Origin of the sequence: Streptosporangium sp. NPDC050284 (assembly GCF_044459525.1) — a bacterium.
In the GTDB taxonomy this organism is placed as follows: Bacteria; Actinomycetota; Actinomycetes; order Streptosporangiales; family Streptosporangiaceae; genus Streptosporangium.
On sequence record NZ_JBITIZ010000001.1, the window covers coordinates 922526 to 941185 of the forward strand.

An 18660-nucleotide genomic window follows, 5' to 3' on the forward strand; every position below is an offset into this window, starting at 1 on the left:
CGATGGTCAGTATCGGTACCCATGACTTTCGGCACCTCAGCGGGGACGCGAGCGCAAGTAGGGTGAACGGCATGCGGCGAATCGAGCCGGACGTGTGGGCGGGGCTGGCGGCACTGCTGGTGTGCCTCGCGGTGGGCACCCCGATATTGCTCGGCGTGGCCGAGACGCAGGTGCCCCGGCCGGTGTGGGGGGCGCTCTTCGTGGCGTTGCTGGTCACCGCGCTGATCGCCGCCCTCTGGGAGGAATGCCGGCCGAGGCAGGCGTGGGTCTGTTACGGCGCGGCCGTCGTGCTGGGATGGCTCACGATCCTGACGGCGCCCGGCGCCGGGTGGCTGCCGATCCTGCTGGTCTTCACCGCCGCCCTGAGCGCGTACGTCGCGCCGCCGTGGGTGGGCCCGGTGGTGATCGTGCTCAACGTCGTCGTGATCGCCGTGACCGTGGGCCTCACCGGTTCCACCTTCGCCGAGATCGCCCTCAGCGCGCTGCTGTACCTGCTGATCCAGATCGCGACGCTGCTGAGCGTGCTGGTGACCATCAGGGAGCAGCGGATGCGCCGCGAGCTGGGCGAGGCGCATCTGGATCTGCGGGCGGCGAGTGTGATTCTGGCCGACACCGCACGCGCTCACGAACGCCTGCGCATCGCCAGGGAGCTGCACGACCTGATGGGGCACCAGCTCACCGCGCTCACCCTGGAGCTGGAGGTCGCCCGGCACCGCGAAGGGCCGGGCGCGCGCGTGCACATCGAGCGTGCCGACCGGGTGGCGCGGGACCTGCTTCGCGACGTGCGCGCGACCGTCGGACAGCTGCGCACCGACGCGCCCGATCTGCGTGAGGCCCTCGCCGCCGTGGTACGCGACATTCCCGGCCTCGACATCGGCGTGTGGATCGACGACGACGTGTGCCCCACCGAGGAGGTGACCCTGGCGCTCATCCGTGTCGTCCAGGAGATCGTCACCAACACCATCCGGCACGCGGACGCGACCTCGTTGCGCATCCGGATCGAGAGCACACCGGAGCGGGACGTGAGGTTCACCTCCGTCGACGACGGGCGCGGCAGCCCCGAGTTGCGGCCGGGCAACGGGCTGCGCGGCCTGAGCGAGCGGATCGAGGCGATCGGCGGAGACGTGCGGCTCGACGGCAGCGACGGTTTCCGTGTCACCGCCACGGTGCCCGCGCGATGATCAGGGTGATCGTGGTCGACGACCAGACCCTGGTTCGGCAGGGCATCCGCAGCCTGCTCGGCCTGACCGACGACATCGAGGTGGTGGGGGAGGCCGACGACGGCATGGCCGCGCTGGCGGCGATCGAGGAGCACGCCCCCGACGTCGTCCTGCTCGACCTGCGCATGCCCCGCCACGACGGCATCTGGGTGCTCAGGGCGTTGCGGGAGCGTGCGGACGGCTCACCGCCGGTGCTCGTGCTGACCACGTTCGACAACGACACCCTGGTACTGGACGCGATGCGGGCGGGGGCGTGCGGCTACCTGCTGAAGGACGTGACGCTCGAACGGCTGACCCGGGCCATCCGCGTCCTGGCCGACGGAGGGACGCTGATCTCGCCGTCGATCACCGACCGGCTGCTGCGCGCGGTGCACCGCCGCCGACCGGCGGATGACGACGACCTGCCCGCGATCCAGCGGCTCACCGAACGAGAGGTGGAGGTGCTGCGGCTCGTCGCGGAGGGCTACAGCAACCGCGAGATCGCCCAGGCTCTCTTCCTGGCCGAGGGCACGGTGAAGAACCACGTCTCGACCATGCTGCTCAAACTCGGGGCGCGCGACCGGACCAACGCGGTGCTGCGCGCCCTGCACGCCAACCTTCTCGACTGATAGCCGGCAGGCATTTGGTCAAATTTGCTGATACTGGCATGCTCTTTTCCGGGACCAGACTGCCCGGAACCCGGCGCGTGCGGCAGGGCGTGGCCGCCGGACCACTCGGGCGGGCTCGCGGCGGGGAGGAGCACGATGGCCGGTACGGAGCTCAGATCCGGCGACCCCACCGCCTTCGGGCCGTACGTGATCGAGGCGAGGCTCGGCGAGGGCGGACAGGGAACGGTCTACCTCGGCCGTGATCCGGCCGGCGAGCGTGTCGCGGTCAAGGTGCTGCACCCCAGGTTCGCCGCCGACCAGGTCGCGAGGACGCGCTTCGAGCGGGAGATCGCCGTCGCCCGGCAGATCGCCGAGTTCTGCACCGCCCGAGTGCTCGACGCGGGGGAGAGCGGCGACCACCTCTACGTGGTGAGCGAGTTCATCGACGGGCCTTCGCTGCAGCAGGCCGTCGAGAGGGAGGGGCCGCGCGACGGCGCCGCCCTGCAGCGCATCGCGATCAGCACGGCCACCGCGCTCGTCGCCATCCACCAGGCGGGGATCGCGCACCGCGACTTCAAACCGGCCAACGTGCTCCTCGGCTTCGACGGCCCGCGCGTGATCGACTTCGGCATCTCCAAGGAACTCGACGCCGGGCTCGCCCAGACCAGCGGTGCCGTCGGGACCCCGACGTACATGTCGCCCGAGCAGATCCACGGCCAGCCCGCCGCCGTCCCCTCGGACGTGTTCAGCTGGGCCGTGACGATGGTGTTCGCGGCCACCGGCAGCCCCGCGTTCGGCCGGGACACCATCCCTGCGGTGCTTCACCGCATCCTCACCACCGAGCCCGACCTGTCGGGGGTGCCCGAGGGGTTGCGCCCGTTGCTGCGCGCCTGCCTGGCCAAGGAGCCCGCCGATCGGCCGGTCGCCTCCGACCTGCTGTTCCGGCTGATCCGCCAGCCTTCGGCCGGCGCCGCCATGCCGCCCTCGGAATCGCCGCAGACCGGTCAATCGGCTCGGGTCCAGTCCTCGTCGTCCCAGTGGCCGTCGCAGACCGAGCAGCCCACGCCCTCTTCGCAGCCAGAGTCTTCTCAGCCACAGTCTTCACAGCCGCCGTCTCCGCAGTCACCGCTCCATGACCGGTCGCCTTCGTCGCAACCGCAACCGCAACCGTCATCCGGGTGGGAGGCCGATCACCAGCGGTCGCCGTCCCAGCCGTCGTCGCCGTTCGAGCCGGGCGCGGTACCTCCGCGGCCGCCGTCCGCCGGGTGGTCACCGACGGGTTCGAGCACCGAGCCTGGACAGTGGCACCAGGAGGGCCACGGGGTCTCCACCTCTCCCGGTGGCCCGTGGGAAGGGGCCGTCGGCACGGCCGCGCCGGGCGGGTCAGGACGATCGCGTCCGTGGCGGATCGGGGCCGCCGTCGCCGTCTGCGCCGTCGCGGTCTCCGCGGGAGTCTTCGTGCTCCCGCCACTGCTGGCCGGGACCGGGGAGGAGGGCGCGGACCCCACTCCCGTCGCGATGACCGGCTCCCCGTCGGTCACCGGCGGTTCCCCCTCACCCGGCGAGTCCACTCAGCCCAGCGCCTCACCGTCTCCCAGCGCCTCACCGTCTCCCAGCGCTTCACCCTCTCCCAGTGGATCGCCGTCCCCCGCCGCCACCCCCACCTCGGTCACCGGGAACTGGAAGAGCGCACCGGTCGGCGGCCCGCTGCGCGGCCATCGCGACGACCTGCAGTCGGTGGCGATCGCCCAGGTCGGCGGCAGGTCCGTGATCGTCTCCGGTGCCAACGACCGCACCGTCCGCCTGTGGGATCTCGCGACCCGCAAGCCGCTGGCCACCCTCACCGGGCACACCAACTGGGTGCGCTCCGTCGCGGTCACCGAGCTGGACGGCAGGACGATCGCGGTGTCGGGCGGCGACGACGGCACCGTACGCCGCTGGGACCTCGCCACCCGCAAGCCGGTCGGCAAGCCCTTCGACGCCGCCGTGCCCGTCTTCTCCCTCGCCCTCGCCACCCTCGACGGCGAGCCCGTCGTGGTGACCGGAGGCCGCGACGGAAGCCTGCGCGTGTGGGACCTGAGGACGGGCGCCGCGATCGGCAAGGCCCGTCGCGCCTCCGAGGGCGCCGTGTTCGGCCTCGCCACGGCCACCCTCGACGGCGAGCCCGTCGTGTTCACCGGCGGCGGCGACGGCACGGTGCGCCGCTGGCCGCTTCGTTCGGGGTCCGGCGAGACGATCCTCACCCAGCGGGCCCAGGTCACCGCCGTCACCACGGCCGAGCTGGACGGCAGGCTCGTGGTGTTGTCCGCCGGCGGCGCGCAGGACATCCACATCGACGACGCCGCCGGCGCCGGTGAGGCACGCCCGCCCATCCGGAGCCACAGCGGGTGGATCTACTCCCTCGCGGTCGGCCGGGTGGGGTCGCTCACCGTCGTCGTCTCCGGCAGCAACGACTCCACCGCGCAGGTCCACGACCTCGACACCGGGAAGCGGGCGGGACGGCTGTTCAAGGCCCACGACCACAACGTGTTCGCCGCCGCGGTGGCCGAGCTCGACGGGCGCCCCGTCGCGGTCACCGGGGGCGGCGACGACACCGTCCGCGTCTGGCGCCTGGGCTGACCGGTCTCCAGGTCACCGGGGAGAATGTGCCGGACGTGGACGGGTTGTTCGAGTACGGCCTCGCGCCATCTCGACGGGTTCGCCGTTTTGGTGGAGCGGGCGCGCCCGTAGTTCCGGCGCTGAGCCGGCACCGGCCGGGGCCGGTGCCGGGGGGAGAGAGGTCAGCGCCAGGAGTCGGTGCGGGTGGCGGTGCCGCCGGAGGAGGTGGTGAAGGAGCGGTCGGGGTCGCTCTCCCAGGTCACCGAGCCGTCGGGGTTCTTCTTGACGTACTTGTACTGGACCGTCGTGCCGGGCGGCAGGTTCACCGTGGCTCTCCAGACCGGGTACGCGGCAGACGACAGGGCGACGGCGTTCGCCGGGTTCCAGGAGCCCAACGCGGCGACGTTGCCGACGACGAAGACGTTCTGGCCCCAGTTCGTGGTCACGGTCGCGTTGAACGAGGTGGCGACCTGGCCGGGGGTGACCGTCGGCGTCGGGCTGGGGCCGGGGCCCGAGGCGCCGGTGTGGATCGCGACCGCGCCCCTCGCGGGGACGGTGACCGAGGCCGTGCCGTTGGATCCGACGGTGACCGAGCCGCCTCCGGCGACGTTGGCGTAGGTCCCGGCGGGCAGGCCGGTGGAGAAGGCGCGGGTGACGCTCCCGCCCTCGTTGTTGATCGCGACCCAGCCCTTCGCGCCCCGGCTGAAGGCGATCACGTTGTTGCCGTTGTCGTACCAGTTGCCGACCGTGGTGCCCTGGACGGCGCGGTTGAAGCCGACCATGCCGTTCATCTGGCGGTGGAAGCAGGTCCACCGGCCGTTGCCGCAGTCGGCGTCGACGGCGAAGCCGCCGCCCGCCGAGGGCGGGCCGGCCTCGCCGTCGCTCCAGGTGAACCCGGAGTAGACCCTCGGCGTGCCGTACGGCCAGGCGAGCATGAAGACGTTGGCCAGCCGGTAGGCGTCGCCGTACTTGTAGTTCATGGTCGAGCCGTTGCGTTCGGTGTCGTGGTTGTCGATGAAGACCACGGCCTTGTCGCCGGGCACCGACAGGCCCCAGCTCTGCCCGAAGGACTGCAGGTTCTTGATCTGGCCGCCGCCGAACTGCTCCTTGAGCTTGCGCCCGTACACGAACTCGTGCACGTCGCCGATCCCGGTGTACTGGCTCGGGCTGATCGCCTCGCCGTCGCCCTGGATGACCTCCTGGTGGATGTACGGCGAGCCGGTCAGCTTGCCCTTGATCGCGGCCAGGTCGCCGGGGTTGATGTGCTTGGCGGCGTCGACGCGGAAGCCGTCCACGCCGAGGGAGGTGAGCCTGTTGAGGTAGCCGGCGATCTGGTTGCGGACGTACTCGGAGCCGGTGTTGAGGTCGGCCAGGCCGACCAGTTCGCAGTTCTGCACCCGCCAGCCGTCGCTGACGTAGTCGGAGCCGTTGATCGTGCAGGTGGGGGAGTGGAAGTCGGCGGCGGAGTAGAGGCCGGGGTAGTTGTACTTGCCGAAGGTGTAGCCGCCGTAGCTGGTGCTGCCCTGGCCGGTCATGTGGTTGATGACGGCGTCGGTGTGGACCTTGACGCCCGCCGCGTGGCAGGTGTTGATCATGTTCTTGAACGCGTTCTCGTCGCCGAACTTGCTGGTGAGGGTGTAGCGGGCGGGCTGGTAGATGTCCCACCAGACCGACCCGCCCTTGGACATCGAGTCGTTCGGCGGGGAGACCTGCACGGCGGCGTACCCGGCGGGGCCGAGGACGTCGGTGCACTCCCTGGCGACGGAGTTCCAGTTCCAGTTCCACAGCTTGACGATCGGACCGGGGGTGGGCGGCGCCGCCTGGGCGGGGAGCGCGCCGGGCACCAGCACGGCGGCGCTCACCAGGGCGCTCAACGCCGTGGCGAGGACGACTCTGTAGGGTTTCACGGGTGGGGCCTCCAGGATCGATGGACGGGTTCCCTGGCCGGGCCGGGTGCTGCAACACCCGGCCCGGCGGCTTTTACGGGCTCTGCGGGGCTGTGCGCGAACCCCCCGAGGGGAGTTCTGTGCTGTTTGTCAGGATTGGACGAAGACGGCGACCGTGCGAGCGGGGACCGTGAGCGTGCCCGTGGCGGTGTCGAACGTCGACTGCTTCACGACGGCGTCGTCGCCGGCCGTCTGGACGGGATGGAGCGTCACCTGGGTGCCCTTCAGCGCGGCGACGGTCTGCGGCCGGGCCTCGGGGGTCGCGTTGAAGACGACGGTGACCGACTTCCAGCGCGGGTCGATCCCCGTGGCGTCCAGGTGCATGGTCACGACACCCGGGGTCTCCGAGGTGCCGCCGGTCGGGAAGGTGAGGCGCCTTTGCACCTCGGCCAGGGTGGCGAGGCCGAAGACCGGCGAGGAGGAGCGGATCCTCAGCAGCTCGCCGTAGCGGGCGCGGGCGGCGCCGATCGCCGCGCAGTCCGGCTTCAGCGCCGGGTCGCCCAGCAGCGGCCTGGCGTACTGCCACTTGTCCTCGTTGTCGGGCTTCGGGGGAAGCCCGGCGCCGAAACCGTTGCCCGCCGAGCAGTCCCACAGCAGCCGGTTGAACCAGTCGCCGGAGTCGTAGGAGTTGCGGTCGAGTGACTTGGAACGGAGCCGCTCGCTGCCCGCGTGCATGAACGAGGTGCCCTGCCCGAGGACGGCCGTGGCCAGGGAGAGCGACTGCATGCGCACCCGGTCGGCCATCGCGGTCGCCGGTGGCAGCTTGTACGCCAGCGCGTCGAACAACGTCTCGTTGTCGTGGGCGTCGACATAGGTGACGACCTCGCCCGGTGAGGCGGTGTACCCGGCGGGGGAGCCGTTGTAGCTCACCTCCGAGCCCTTGACCCGCCTGCCGTCGGTGGCGGTGAATGTGTAGTCGCGGAGGTTGCCGGCGAGCCCGACCTTGATCAGATCCTGGTAGTTCAGCAGCCGGGCCCGCCGCTGCGCCTCGTCGCCGTTGGCCGGTGAGTCGTTGGGCGCCCCGGCCAGCCCCGAGCCGAAGCCCTGCACGCGGGGGTCGGCGTCGAACGGGCCGCCGCCGCGCACCGCGTCGCGCAGCCGGTCGTTGAAGGTGCCGATGCCGGTGCCGGCCATGTTCGCCTGGGTGGCCTGTTCGAAACGGGCGTCGTCGGCGACCTCGCCGAAGTTCCAGCCCTCCCCGTACAGGATGATCGACTTTCCGTCGACGCCGTCGCGGGCGACGGTGAGCCTGTCCAGCGCCGCGCGGACCGCTACCAGGTTCGCCTTGGGGTGGTGGCCCATCAGGTCGAACCTGAAGCCGTCCACCTTGTACTCGCGGGCCCAGGTGACGACGGAGTCGACGACGAGCCTGCCCATCATGGCGTGCTCGGGCGCGGTGTTGGCGCAGCAGGTGGAGGTGGCCACCGTGCCGTCGTCGAGCAGCCGGTGGTAGTAGCCCGGCACGATGCGGTCGAGCACCGAGGAGGTGTCCTGGCCCGAGGCGTGGGTGTGGTTGTAGACCACGTCCATCACCACCCGCAGCCCGGCCCTGTTCAGCCCGCCGACCATGCCGCGGAACTCCCTGATCCGCGACGACCCGTCCGGTTCGGAGGCGTAGGAGCCCTCGGGCACGGTGTAGTGCAGCGGGTCGTAACCCCAGTTGAACGAGTCCTTCGCCGCTGTTCCGGCGACGCAGGCCTGCTGCTCCTCGGAGTCGGGGGGCATCGAGGCCAGGTCGCAGGCCGGTTCCGTCCGGTCGGCCTTCCTGTCGGGGACGGTCGCCATGTCGAAGACGGGCAGTAGGTGCACGTGGGTGAGCCCGTCCTCGGCCAGCCCGCGCAGCTCCCTCATCCCCGCCGAGTCGCCGGTGAACGCGGCGTACGTGCCGCGCCTCGCCGCGGGGACGGTCGTGTCGGAGGCGGAGAAGTCGCGCACGTGCAGCTCGTAGATCGACGCTTTCTCCTGGGGGACGGCCCTGGGCTTGGCCAGGGAGGTCCAGCCGTCGGGTCGCAGGGCGCCGTCGGACAGGTCGGCGAGCTGGCTGCGGCCCGAGCCCGCCGACAGCGACAGGCTGTAGGGGTCGGTCACCTCGTTGACGACGACCTTCCCCGCCGTGCCCTCGCCGGGTGCGTAGACCGTCACCAGGAAGGTGTAGTAGCGGTCCTTCCAGTCCCGCTCTCCCCGCACCGACCAGACGCCGGTGCCGTCGTCGCGGCGCATGGGGTGGACGGTGCGTTTGCCGCCCGAGGAGTCGCGGTAGAGCGCGAGCTCGACCTTGACCGCGGTGGGGGCCCAGACCGACAGGCCGGGCCTGCCGCCGCTCCACGAGGGGCCGAGGCCGGCGGTCGCCGCCTTGGCGTACAGGTCGTCGAGCACACCGGGCAGCTGCACGCCGGTGGCGGCGAGCAGGGCGCCGGAGGCGTCGCGCTCGACGGCCACGACCTGGCCGCGGGTGGCCTCCCTCACCAGGTCGGCGTCGCGCGGGTCGACGGTGAACGCGGCGTGCCCCGCCAGGTGCGGCCACTTCGCCTTCTGCGCCTCGGTCAGCGCACCGGGCGCGAGGCGAATCAGCCTGACCTCACCGGTGAGGTCGCCACCCGAGTAGGCGATGCCGCCCTTGGCGGAGAAGGCGAGGGAGTAGCGGCCGGCGGTGGAGGGGTCGATCTTCCAGGCGACGGTGGCGCGGTCGATCCAGTGCGCCGACGACTTCGACAGGTCGGCGTCGGCGCCGCGCGCCGAGGGCTGGGGCAGCAGGTGGCCCTCGGTGGCGGCGACCCGCCACACCTCGTGGCCGGTCGCCGTCAGGTCCAGCGACTGGTTGTCGGGCAGGTCCTTGTTGTCACCCTTGTGGACGATGTAGTTCACGGTCTTGGCCCCCTCGGTCAAAGGGACGCGGAAGTGAACGCCGAACCCGTCCTCGCCCGCGGGCAGCAGCGGCGCGCCCCACTCGGTGGGAGTCGCCACGTCACCCCACAGGTGAAGTCCCCAGCCGTCGTAGTTCCCGTCGGGCCGGTGGTAATGCAGGATCGCGACGTTCTCGGCCGCGGCCCGGCTCTGGTGGACCTTCGCCACGCCCGAGGCGACGTAGGCGTCGGGCCGCAGGGCGGGGGTGAACGACTGGTCGGGCCCGGGGTCCTTGGTGTCGCCCCTGTGCACGATGAAGTTCGCCGGGGTGGAGGCGTCCTTCAGCGGTACCTTCCAGAACGCGCCGTAGGAGTCCGTGCCGTCGGGCGGGCGCGGCGCGGCCCAGTCGGTGGGCACCCCGTCGGCGAGCCCGTCGCCCCACAGGTGCAGCCCCCAGCCCTCGTAGTCGCCGTCGGGGCGGTTGTAGTGGACGGTCGCGTACCCCTGGGCCGCCGCGCGGGACGGGTATGTCTCCACCTTCCCCTTCGCCAGCCAGACCTCGCCGTTCCTGGCGGGGTTCACGATCCGGTCGCCGCCGTCCTTCTCGTCGCCCCTGTGGGCGATGATCCCGACGCTGGTGGCACCCGGCTTGAGCCTGATCCAGGCGAAGCGGCCGTAGGCGTCCTCGCCGGTCAGCGGGAGCGGGGTCGCCCACTCCGTCGGGTTCTCCACGTCACCCCAGACGTGCAGGCCCCAGCCGTCGTAGTCGCCGGCGTTCTCCCGCTGGTAGTGCACGACGAGCCAGTCGCGTTTCACCGCGCCCGGCTCCTCGGGGGCGGGTTCGGCGCCGACGGTCGCCGCCGCGCTCGCCGAGGCGAACCGGCCCGCGGAGTCCTTCACCACGGCCTTGTACGAGATCGGTGTGCCCGCCGCGATGCCGCGCAGGTCGTGGAAGACCCGGAACGCACGGCCCGAGGGGGTGGTGTTCGGCGCGTCGTCGGTGCCGATCGCCCGCCAGGGGCCCTCGCCCACTTGGGCGGCGAAGGTGACCTGGTCGAAGCCGGTGCCGGGCACGATCGCGACGACCGGGATCCGGCCGTCCTGTGCGGTGCCCCTGATCTCCGCCCCCGGCAGGGCGACCGAGACGGCGGGGGCCGAGGCCGGGGCGGCGAGCTTGGCGGGCGCCTTGTAGACCACCGCCGACAGGGCGGGGACGCTGAGCGCCAGCTTCGTGTCCGCGCCGGTGGTGAGCGTGGCGGCACCCTCGCCGTACACCCTGGTGAAGGCCGCGCTCGCCGAGAAGGTGGGCGCGCTCACGGTCGCGGGCCGCTCATCGTTGTTGACCGCCACCAGATACTCGACCTGCCGCGCGGCGTCGATCCTGGAGAAGGCGTAGACGCCGCCGGAGACGAGCCGCTCGATCTGGGCGCCGTCGGCGAGGGCCGGGTGGGCGTCGCGCAGCGAGGCCAGGGCGGAGATCCCCCGGTAGAGCGGGTGGGAGGGGACGAAGTTGTCCCTGGCGTGGGTGGAGTCGGTGCCGATCAGGTCGTCGCTCAGGTAGCTCTCCGTCCTGGAGGCGAACATGGACGCGCGGGCGTCCTGGTCGCCGCCCTTGCCGGTGAAACCCTGCTCGTCGCCGTAGTAGACAACGGGCTGGCCGCGGGTGAGATACATCAGCTCGTGGGCGAGCAGCGACCTGCGCAGCAGCTCGGAGTCGGGGGCGCCGGGGTTGTCCTGGGAGACGAAGCGGCCGATGCGGCCCATGTCGTGGTTGCCGAGGAAGGTCGGCAGCGACGAGGCGTTACCGTCGGCGTCGGTGTGGTAGTCGTCTTCGGCGTACAGCCGTGCCAGCCTGGACGCGTCCGCCGTGCCGCCGCTGAAGGAGCGGGCGGCCTCCTGGAACGGGAAGTCCAGGGTGGCGTTCATGCCGCCCCGGGTGGAGTAGCGGCTGGTGAAGGAGGGCTCGCCCGAGTAGACCTCGCCGAACATGAAGAACCGCTTGTTGCCCCGCTGGGCCGCGTAGCCGCGCAGAGCGGGGGAGAACCTCTCCCAGAACTCCATGTTCACGTGCTTGGCGGTGTCGATGCGGAAGCCGTCGAGGCCGGTGTCGCGCACCCACGTCCTGTAGATGTCGATCATCCCTTTGACGACCTCCGGGCGCTCGGTCCACAGGTCGTCGAGGCCGAAGAAGTCGCCGTACTCGTCGTTCTCGCCGCCGCTGAAGGTGGAGTCGCCCCGGTTGTGGTACATCGTCGGGTCGTTCAGCCAGGCCGGGGTCTTGACGTTCTTCGGCGCGACCGGCGTGTACGGGAAAGATCCGGTGTCCACCTTGGGGAAGGTGTCCTTGCCCGCGTGATCGCGGTCGTCGAACGGTGTGCCGCGGGTGTCGACGTAGGGGTAGGCGCCCTTGGCGCGATACGAGTAGGTCTTCTCCGCGTAGTCGACCACGTCGGCCGTGTGGTTGGTGATGATGTCGAAGAAGACCTTCATCCCGCGCCGGTGTGCCTCGCGCACCAGCTCCTTCATCTGGGAGTTGGTCCCGAGGTGCGGGTCGATCCTGGTGAAGTCGGTGATCCAGTAGCCGTGGTAGCCGGCCGAGACGTCGGCGCCGGAGCCCTGCACGGGACGGTTCACGAACGCCGGGGTGATCCAGATCGCGGTGCTGCCCAGGTTCTTGACGTAGTCGAGCCTGCCGAGCAGGCCCTTGAGGTCGCCGCCCTGGTAGAAGCCCTTGTGCGTGGGGTCGAAGCCCGTGGTGAGCCGGTCGCCGGACAGACCGCCCCGGTCGTTGCGGGTGTCGCCGTTGGCGAACCGGTCGGTCATCGCGAAGTAGAAGCGCTCGCGGCTCAGGTCGGTGCGGAGCGCGTCGCGGGCGAGGTCCCTGTCGGAGGGCTCGGCGGTGCGGCTGAGCGCGGACACCACGGGATCGCCGGAGGGCACCGTGGACGGCGCTGCGGAGACCGGTGCGGTGCGGGGCGCGGACGCGGGGGAGGTGGACGCGGCGGCGGAGGGCGGGGTGGCGACGAGAGGGGTGGCGATCAGGGCTGCCGCGAGCGCGGCGCCCGTCAGAAGGGTCGTTCTCGCGCGCCGTGGGGGGAGCGGCCAGACCACGGGGGGCCTCCACGGGAGTTGTTTCGAGGGTATTGCCCGGAAGTTACTCACTAGTGGTGATCTGTGCAATCCCTTGCGGCAAATTTCTGAATCCCGGCAATTCGCGGACGTCCGGAAGAGGTTTGGTCGAGGGGCCAAAACGCATGAAAAGGGATTTATTGCCCTTAAGTGGTTGATATAGCCACTTGCAATCCCGTCGGAGGATGGTCCGACTCCTTGGAATTGGGGTGGCTTTGTAACGACTTTGCAGCCTCTTGCAGAAACTTCTTCCAATGGGATTCACGTAGGCGTAACGTCCGGCGTACTCCAGACCCGGCCGGACGGCTCTTCGGTCCCGGCCGCCCCCTTGAACACGAGGAGAAGAACATGCGGCGAGCCTTCTCGGCCGCGACGATCGTCGCGGCCCTCGCCCTGGCGGTCTCCGCCTGCGGTGGCGGTGACGCCGGCACGGCGGCCCCCGCCCAGTCCGCGGCGGCGGATCCGTCGAAGATCACCGGTGAGATCACCTGGTGGGACACCGTCAGGCCCGACAGCGAGGGCCCGACGTTCCAGGCGCTCATCCAGGACTTCCAGGCGAAATACCCGGGCATCAAGGTCAAGTACGTCAACGTCCCCTCGGACCAGGCGCAGAACCAGTTCCAGACCGCGGCGCAGGCGGGTGCGGGGGCACCGGACGTGATCCGCTCCGAGGTCGCCTGGACCTCCCAGTTCGCCTCACTCGGCTACCTGCAGCCGCTGGAGGGCACCCGCGCGGTGGAGAACGAGGCGGACTTCCTGCCGGGACCGCTGAGCAGCACCAAGTACGACGGCAAGACGTACGCCGTCCCGCAGGTCACCGACACCCTCGCGCTCATCTACAACAAGCGGCTGCTGAAGGAGGCGGGGCACGAGGAGGCCCCCACCACGGTCGAGGAGCTCAAGCAGACCGCGCTCGACGTCAAGAAGAAGACCGGCGCCAGCGGCCTCGCGCTCAACGTCGACTCCTACTTCCTGCTGCCCTTCATGTACGGCGAGGGCGGTGACCTCCTCGACGTGCAGAACAAGAAGATCACCGTCAACTCCCCGGAGAACGCGAAGGCGATGGCGACCGTCTCCGACCTGATCACCTCCGGTGCCGCGCCCAAGCCCGCGATCCAGGACAGCTACGCCAACGCCATGACCGCCCTCAAGGACGGCAAGGCCGCGATGATCTACAACGGCCCGTGGGCGCTGTCGGAGATCTACCAGGGCAAGGAGTTCAAGGACAAGGAGAACCTGGGCATCGCGCCCGTCCCCGCGGGCTCGGTCAAGGCCGGGGCCCCCACCGGCGGCTGGAACCTGGCCATCTACGCCGGCTCCAAGAACCTGGACGCCTCTTATGAGTTCGTCCGCTTCATGAGCACCCCCGAGGCCCAGGCCAAGGTCGCCAAGGAGATCAGCCTCCTGCCGACCCGCGCCTCCGCGTACGACAACCCCGACGTGCAGGCCAACAAGGACGTCTCCGTCTTCAAGCCCATCATGGAGACCGCGACCGCGCGACCGTGGATCCCCGAGGGCGGCCAGCTCTTCCAGCCGCTCCTTGAGGGCTACCAGTCGCTGGTGGGCGGCACGGCGACCCCCGAGGACATGCTCAAGAAGGTCGACGACCAGTACCGAGGCATCTTCAAGGACTGGAGCTGATCCGTGGCGCTCTCGACTGGGCGTGTGAACAACACGGCCAGGGGCCGGGCCGCGGGTGCCGACGGCACCCGCGGCCGGGGCCGCCCCCCGGGGGCCCTCCGGCTGGCGCTGGGCAGGCACTGGTACGCCTGGGCCATGGTCGCCCCGGTGATCCTGGTCACCGCCCTGCTGGTCGGCTGGCCGCTCGCCAGGGGCGTCTACCTGTCGCTGACCGACGCCACCGAGGCCAACATCGGCCGGACGATCGGCGTCAACGTCATCCCCTCGACCTACGAGTTCGTCTGGTTCGACAACTACGTCGCGATCCTGACCAGCGGGCTGTTCTGGGAGAAGCTGACCTGGACGGTCGTGTGGACCGTCACCTGCGTGGGATTCCACTACGGGCTCGGACTCGGCCTCGCCCTGCTGCTCAACCGCAAGATCAGGTTCCGCTCGGCCTACCGGCTGCTGCTCATCCTGCCGTGGGCGATCCCGGGTTTCGTCTCGGCGTTCATCTGGCGCTACCTCTACAACAGCGACTTCGGTGTGATCAACGCGATGTTGCGGGCCGCGGGCCTGGGAGGGGTCGGCTGGCTCGACGACCCGACCACCGCGAAGATCGCGGTCATCGCGGTCAACGTCTGGATGGGCGTGCCGTTCATGATGGTCGCCGTGCTGGGCGGGCTCCAGTCGATCCCCGGTGAGCTGTACGAGGCGGCCGAGGTGGACGGCGCCACGCCGTGGCAGCGCTTCCGCTTCATTACGATTCCCAGCCTGCGTACCGTGTCGAGCACGGTTGTCCTTCTGGGCACGATCTGGACGTTCAACATGTTCCCGGTGATCTATCTGATCAGCGGGGGAGGGCCGGGAAGCTCCACCGAGATCCTGGTCACCTACGCCTTCCGTGAGGCCTTCACCGGCGTCCGCAACTACTCCAACTCCGCGGCATGGGGAGTGATCATCCTTCTGCTCCTCGTCGTGCTGGCCGTGGTCTACCGGCGCTCGCTGCGCAAGCAAGGGGAGGTCTGGTGAGCACCGTCACCACCGGGGCCGGGAGCGGGCGCGTCAGGGGACGCGGGGAACGCGGTGTGGGCAAGTCGATCCTGCTGCACGCCACCCTGCTCGCCGCGGTCGCCGTCTCGCTGTTCCCGATCGTCTGGCTCTTCCTCACCTCGCTCAAGCCGCGCGACGGCTGGCTCTCCAGCGAACTGGAGATCTTCAACCAGCCCTCGCTGGACAACTACGTCCGGGTGCTGACCGAGACGCAGTTCCCGACCTGGCTGCTCAACTCGGTGATCGTCGCCGGCCTCACCACGGTCATCGGCGTCTTCCTCGCCTCCACGACCGGGTACGCGGTCAGCCGCTTCCGCTTCCCCGGCTACCGCGGGGTGATGTGGATGCTGCTCGTCATCCAGATGTTCCCGGTGGCGATCCTGATCGTCCCCCTCTACAACCTGATGGCGGGCCTCGGGCTGCTCAACCAGATCCCCGGACTCGTCATCGCCTACATGACGGTGGCGGTGCCGTTCTGCGCGTGGATGATGAAGAGCTACTTCGACTCCATCCCGCGTGAGATCGACCAGGCCGGGCTGGTCGACGGGCTCACCCCGTTCGGCACGTTCTGGCGGGTCGTCCTGCCCCTGGCCAGGCCGAGCCTCGCGGTCACCGCGTTCTACTCGTTCATGACCGCCTGGGGCGAGGTGGCCTACGCCACCGTGTTCATGTCGCAGGAGGAGAAGCGCACGCTCGCCATCGGGCTCCAGCAGTTCGTCGGCCAGCACTGGTCGGACTGGGGCCTGCTCACGGCCGCGGCGGTGCTGATCGCGGTCCCGGCCGCGGTCGTCTTCCTGCTCGTCCAGCGGCATCTGGTCACCGGGCTTACCGCCGGTGCCACGAAGTCGTAACACCACCGTGCTACTACATCCTGGTACGTCATCTGATCGGGGGATTTAATATGACCGAGCTTGTCCAGGCGGGCCTCACTGCCGGGGCCGTCACCCGATGGTGGCGCGACGCGGTGATCTACCAGGTCTACGTGCGCAGCTTCGCCGACGGCAACGGCGACGGTGTGGGAGACCTGCTCGGCGTGCGCGGCAGGCTCCCGTACCTGGCCGACCTCGGGGTCGACGCGATCTGGCTCACCCCGTTCTTCACCTCGCCGATGGCCGACTTCGGCTACGACGTGGCCGACTACCGGGATGTGGACCCCATCTTCGGGTCGCTCGCCGACGCCGGGGCGCTGATCGAGGACGCGCACCGGCACGGCCTGCGGGTCATCGTGGACGTGGTGCCCAACCACACCTCCGACCGGCACGCGTGGTTCCTGGAGGCCCTCGCGGCGCCCCCCGGAGACCCCGCACGCGAGCGCTACATCTTCCGCCGGGGCAGGGGCGCCGGCGGTGAGCTGCCGCCCAACGACTGGGAGTCGATCTTCGGCGGCCCCGCGTGGACCCGGCTGCCCGACGGCGAGTGGTACCTCCACCTGTTCGCCCCGCAGCAGCCCGACCTGAACTGGGAGAACCCCGAGGTCCACGCGGAGTTCGAGTCGATCCTGCGGTTCTGGCTCGACATGGGCGTGGACGGCTTCCGCGTCGACGTCGCCCACGGCATGGTCAAGGCCGACGGCCTGCCCGACGTCGGTCACGCCGACCAGGTCGGGATGATCGGCACCGAGGTGGTGCCGTTCTTCGACCAGGACGGCGTGCACGAGATCCATCGCGCCTGGCGCAAACTGCTCGACTCCTACCCGGGGGAGCGGATCGGCGTCGCCGAGGCGTGGGCGCCGTCCTCGCAGCGGCTGGCCAACTACGTCCGCCCCGACGAGATGCACCAGGCGTTCAACTTCCACTTCCTCGTCACCCCCTGGGAGGCCGCCCCGTTCCGCGCGGTCATCCAGGAGTCGCTCACGACGGCGGGAATGGTCGGGGCGCCCTCCACCTGGGTGCTTTCCAACCACGACGTCAAACGCCATCTCACCAGGTACGGCGGCGGCGAGATCGGCCTGCGCCGATCCCGCGCCGCCGCCCTGCTGACGCTCTCCCTGCCCGGCTCGGCCTACGTCTACCAGGGCGAGGAACTCGGGCTGCCCGAGGTACTCGACCTACCGGAGGAGTTCCAGCGCGACCCGCAGCGCCTGCGCAACCCCGACCACGGGCGCGACGGCTGCCGGGTGCCGCTCCCGTGGGCCGACGACGAGCCGCACTTCGGCTTCAGCCTGCCCGGAGCCGAGGCGACGTGGCTGCCCATGCCGCCCTCCTGGGGGCCGCTCAGCGTCGCCTCCCAGCTCGACGACCCGCTCTCCACGCTGAACCTCTACCGGGATGCGCTGAGGATCAGACGCGAGCGCCGCTCCTTCGACGACGCCCCGCTGACCTGGCTCGACTCCCCGGAGGGCACCCTCGCCTTCGCCAGGGGCGAAGGCTTCGCCTGCACGCTCAACCTCACCGGCGAGTCCGTGGAACTGTCCGCCCCCGGGCGGATCCTGCTGGCCAGCGCGGATACGGCCGTCGTGGACGGCGTGGTGCGGCTCGCCCCCGACTCCGCCGTCTGGTGGGAACCCGATGTCGAGTAGCACCGGGCAGCTCGGCACCGGCGGCACCGCGAGGCTGACCGACATCGCCGCGCAGGCCGGGGTGAGCGAGGCCACCGTCAGCCGGGTGCTCAACGGCAAGCCGGGCGTGTCGGCCCTCACCAGGCAGGCGGTACTGACGGCTCTGGACCTGATGGGGTACGAGCGCCCGCAGCGGCTGCGCCAGCGCAGCAACGGGCTGATCGGCCTGGTCACCCCCGAGCTGGACAACCCGATCTTCCCCGCCTTCGCCCAGGCATTCGAGAAGACGCTCACCCAGCACGGCTACACCCCGGTGCTCTGCACCCAGCTGCCCGGCGGGGCGGTCGAGGACGAGTTCACCGAGGTTCTCGTGGAGCGCGGGGTGAGCGGCATCATCTTCGTCTCCGGGCTGCACGCCGACATCACCGCGCGCTCGGACCGCTACACCCAGCTGATCGGGCAGGGCGTGCCGATCGTCCTGCTCAACGGGCACGCCGCCGACGTGCCCGCCCCGTTCATCTCCCCGGACGACCGGGCCGCGGCCCGGCTGGCCGTGCAGCATCTGGCCGACCTCGGGCACGAGCGCATCGGCCTGGCCGTCGGCCCCGGCCGGTTCGTGCCGGTGATCAGGAAGATCGAGGGGTACCGGCAGGCGATGGCGCAGTTGCTGGGGGTGACGGAGGTCGACGAGTGGATCTCGCATTCGTTGTTCTCGGTGGAGGGTGGGCAGGCGGCCGCGGCGCAGTTGCTGGCGCGGGGGTGTACGGGGATCGTGTGCGCCTCCGACCTGATGGCGTTGGGTGCGATCAGGGCCTGCCGGGATCGGGGGTTGTCGGTGCCGGGGGAGGTGTCGGTGGTGGGGTTCGACGACTCGCCGTTGATCGCGTTCACCGACCCGCCGCTCACCACCGTGCGCCAGCCCGTGCAGCCGATGGTCACCGCCGCCGTGCACACGCTCCTGGAGGCCGTCGCGGGCGCGCCCGGCCAGCACTCCGAGCTGATCTTCCAGCCGGAACTCATCGTGCGGGGCTCGACGGGATCGGGTCCCAAGATCGTTCGCTGAATACGTTCGCCTGCTGACATTTCCTGATAACCCGCTTGACATTTCGCGGTAACCCATTTCCGCCATTGTCACGGGCTTCCCCGGTGCGCCCGTCGATCTCTAT

Annotated in this window: 10 protein-coding genes; 8 read left to right on the top strand and 2 right to left on the bottom strand. The window is 70.4% G+C overall.

Annotation, left to right across the window (positions count from 1 at the left end):
• Nucleotides 1-71 precede the first annotated feature (71 nt).
• The 3 genes from ACIBH4_RS03970 to ACIBH4_RS03980 all read left to right on the top strand — a co-directional run bounded on the left by ACIBH4_RS03970 (nucleotide 72) and on the right by ACIBH4_RS03980 (nucleotide 4426).
• Nucleotides 72-1181, top strand: coding sequence for a histidine kinase (locus ACIBH4_RS03970; RefSeq protein WP_362505767.1), 1110 nt, complete (start codon nucleotides 72-74; stop codon nucleotides 1179-1181).
• On the top strand, nucleotides 1178-1828 hold the full coding sequence (locus ACIBH4_RS03975; protein WP_362505770.1) for a response regulator transcription factor: 651 nt from the start codon (nucleotides 1178-1180) through the stop codon (nucleotides 1826-1828). Before ACIBH4_RS03970 ends, ACIBH4_RS03975 begins: the two co-directional genes overlap by 4 nt.
• Before the next feature lie 135 nt (nucleotides 1829-1963).
• Complete coding sequence (locus ACIBH4_RS03980; RefSeq protein WP_362765593.1) at nucleotides 1964-4426, top strand: serine/threonine-protein kinase; 2463 nt, start codon at nucleotides 1964-1966, stop codon at nucleotides 4424-4426.
• A 161-nt stretch (nucleotides 4427-4587) separates the two neighbouring features.
• Here ACIBH4_RS03980 and ACIBH4_RS03985 read toward each other — a convergent pair whose 3' ends face one another.
• Nucleotides 4588-6312, bottom strand: a complete 1725-nt coding sequence (locus ACIBH4_RS03985) for a carbohydrate-binding module family 20 domain-containing protein (RefSeq protein WP_362765596.1) — start codon at nucleotides 6310-6312, stop codon at nucleotides 4588-4590.
• Nucleotides 6313-6441: 129 nt separating this feature from the next.
• Nucleotides 6442-12306, bottom strand: a complete 5865-nt coding sequence (gene pulA / locus ACIBH4_RS03990) for a pullulanase-type alpha-1,6-glucosidase (RefSeq protein ID WP_362765600.1) — start codon at nucleotides 12304-12306, stop codon at nucleotides 6442-6444.
• Nucleotides 12307-12672: 366 nt separating this feature from the next.
• Here pulA and ACIBH4_RS03995 point away from each other — a divergent pair, with 366 nt between their 5' ends.
• The 5 genes from ACIBH4_RS03995 to ACIBH4_RS04015 are packed head-to-tail and all read left to right on the top strand — an operon-like array spanning nucleotide 12673 to nucleotide 18557.
• Nucleotides 12673-13965: an extracellular solute-binding protein gene (locus tag ACIBH4_RS03995; protein WP_362505782.1), complete on the top strand. Its 1293-nt coding sequence runs from the start codon at nucleotides 12673-12675 to the stop codon at nucleotides 13963-13965.
• Between the two features lie 24 nt (nucleotides 13966-13989).
• Nucleotides 13990-14976 (top strand): sugar ABC transporter permease, encoded by a 987-nt coding sequence (locus ACIBH4_RS04000; RefSeq protein WP_362505785.1) that lies wholly within the window; start codon nucleotides 13990-13992, stop codon nucleotides 14974-14976.
• The gene (locus tag ACIBH4_RS04005; protein ID WP_362505788.1) at nucleotides 14973-15848 is read left to right on the top strand and encodes a sugar ABC transporter permease; all 876 of its coding nucleotides are present in this window, start codon (nucleotides 14973-14975) and stop codon (nucleotides 15846-15848) included. The genes ACIBH4_RS04000 and ACIBH4_RS04005 overlap by 4 nt, the downstream gene beginning before the upstream one ends.
• A gap of 50 nt (nucleotides 15849-15898) precedes the next feature.
• Nucleotides 15899-17515 (top strand): glycoside hydrolase family 13 protein, encoded by a 1617-nt coding sequence (locus ACIBH4_RS04010; RefSeq protein WP_362505791.1) that lies wholly within the window; start codon nucleotides 15899-15901, stop codon nucleotides 17513-17515.
• Complete coding sequence (locus ACIBH4_RS04015) at nucleotides 17505-18557, top strand: LacI family DNA-binding transcriptional regulator (RefSeq protein WP_362505794.1); 1053 nt, start codon at nucleotides 17505-17507, stop codon at nucleotides 18555-18557. The genes ACIBH4_RS04010 and ACIBH4_RS04015 overlap by 11 nt, the downstream gene beginning before the upstream one ends.
• Nucleotides 18558-18660 lie beyond the last annotated feature (103 nt).

What these genes read in the sequence shown, in the direction of transcription:
- ACIBH4_RS03970 (WP_362505767.1), top strand. Translation starts at nt 72, where the DNA reads ATGCGGCGAATCGAGCCGGACGTGTGGGCGGGGCTGGCGGCACTGCTG.
- ACIBH4_RS04010 (WP_362505791.1), top strand. Translation starts at nt 15,899, where the DNA reads ATGACCGAGCTTGTCCAGGCGGGCCTCACTGCCGGGGCCGTCACCCGA.
- ACIBH4_RS03975 (WP_362505770.1), top strand. Translation starts at nt 1,178, where the DNA reads ATGATCAGGGTGATCGTGGTCGACGACCAGACCCTGGTTCGGCAGGGC.
- ACIBH4_RS04015 (WP_362505794.1), top strand. Translation starts at nt 17,505, where the DNA reads ATGTCGAGTAGCACCGGGCAGCTCGGCACCGGCGGCACCGCGAGGCTG.
- ACIBH4_RS03980 (WP_362765593.1), top strand. Translation starts at nt 1,964, where the DNA reads ATGGCCGGTACGGAGCTCAGATCCGGCGACCCCACCGCCTTCGGGCCG.
- ACIBH4_RS03995 (WP_362505782.1), top strand. Translation starts at nt 12,673, where the DNA reads ATGCGGCGAGCCTTCTCGGCCGCGACGATCGTCGCGGCCCTCGCCCTG.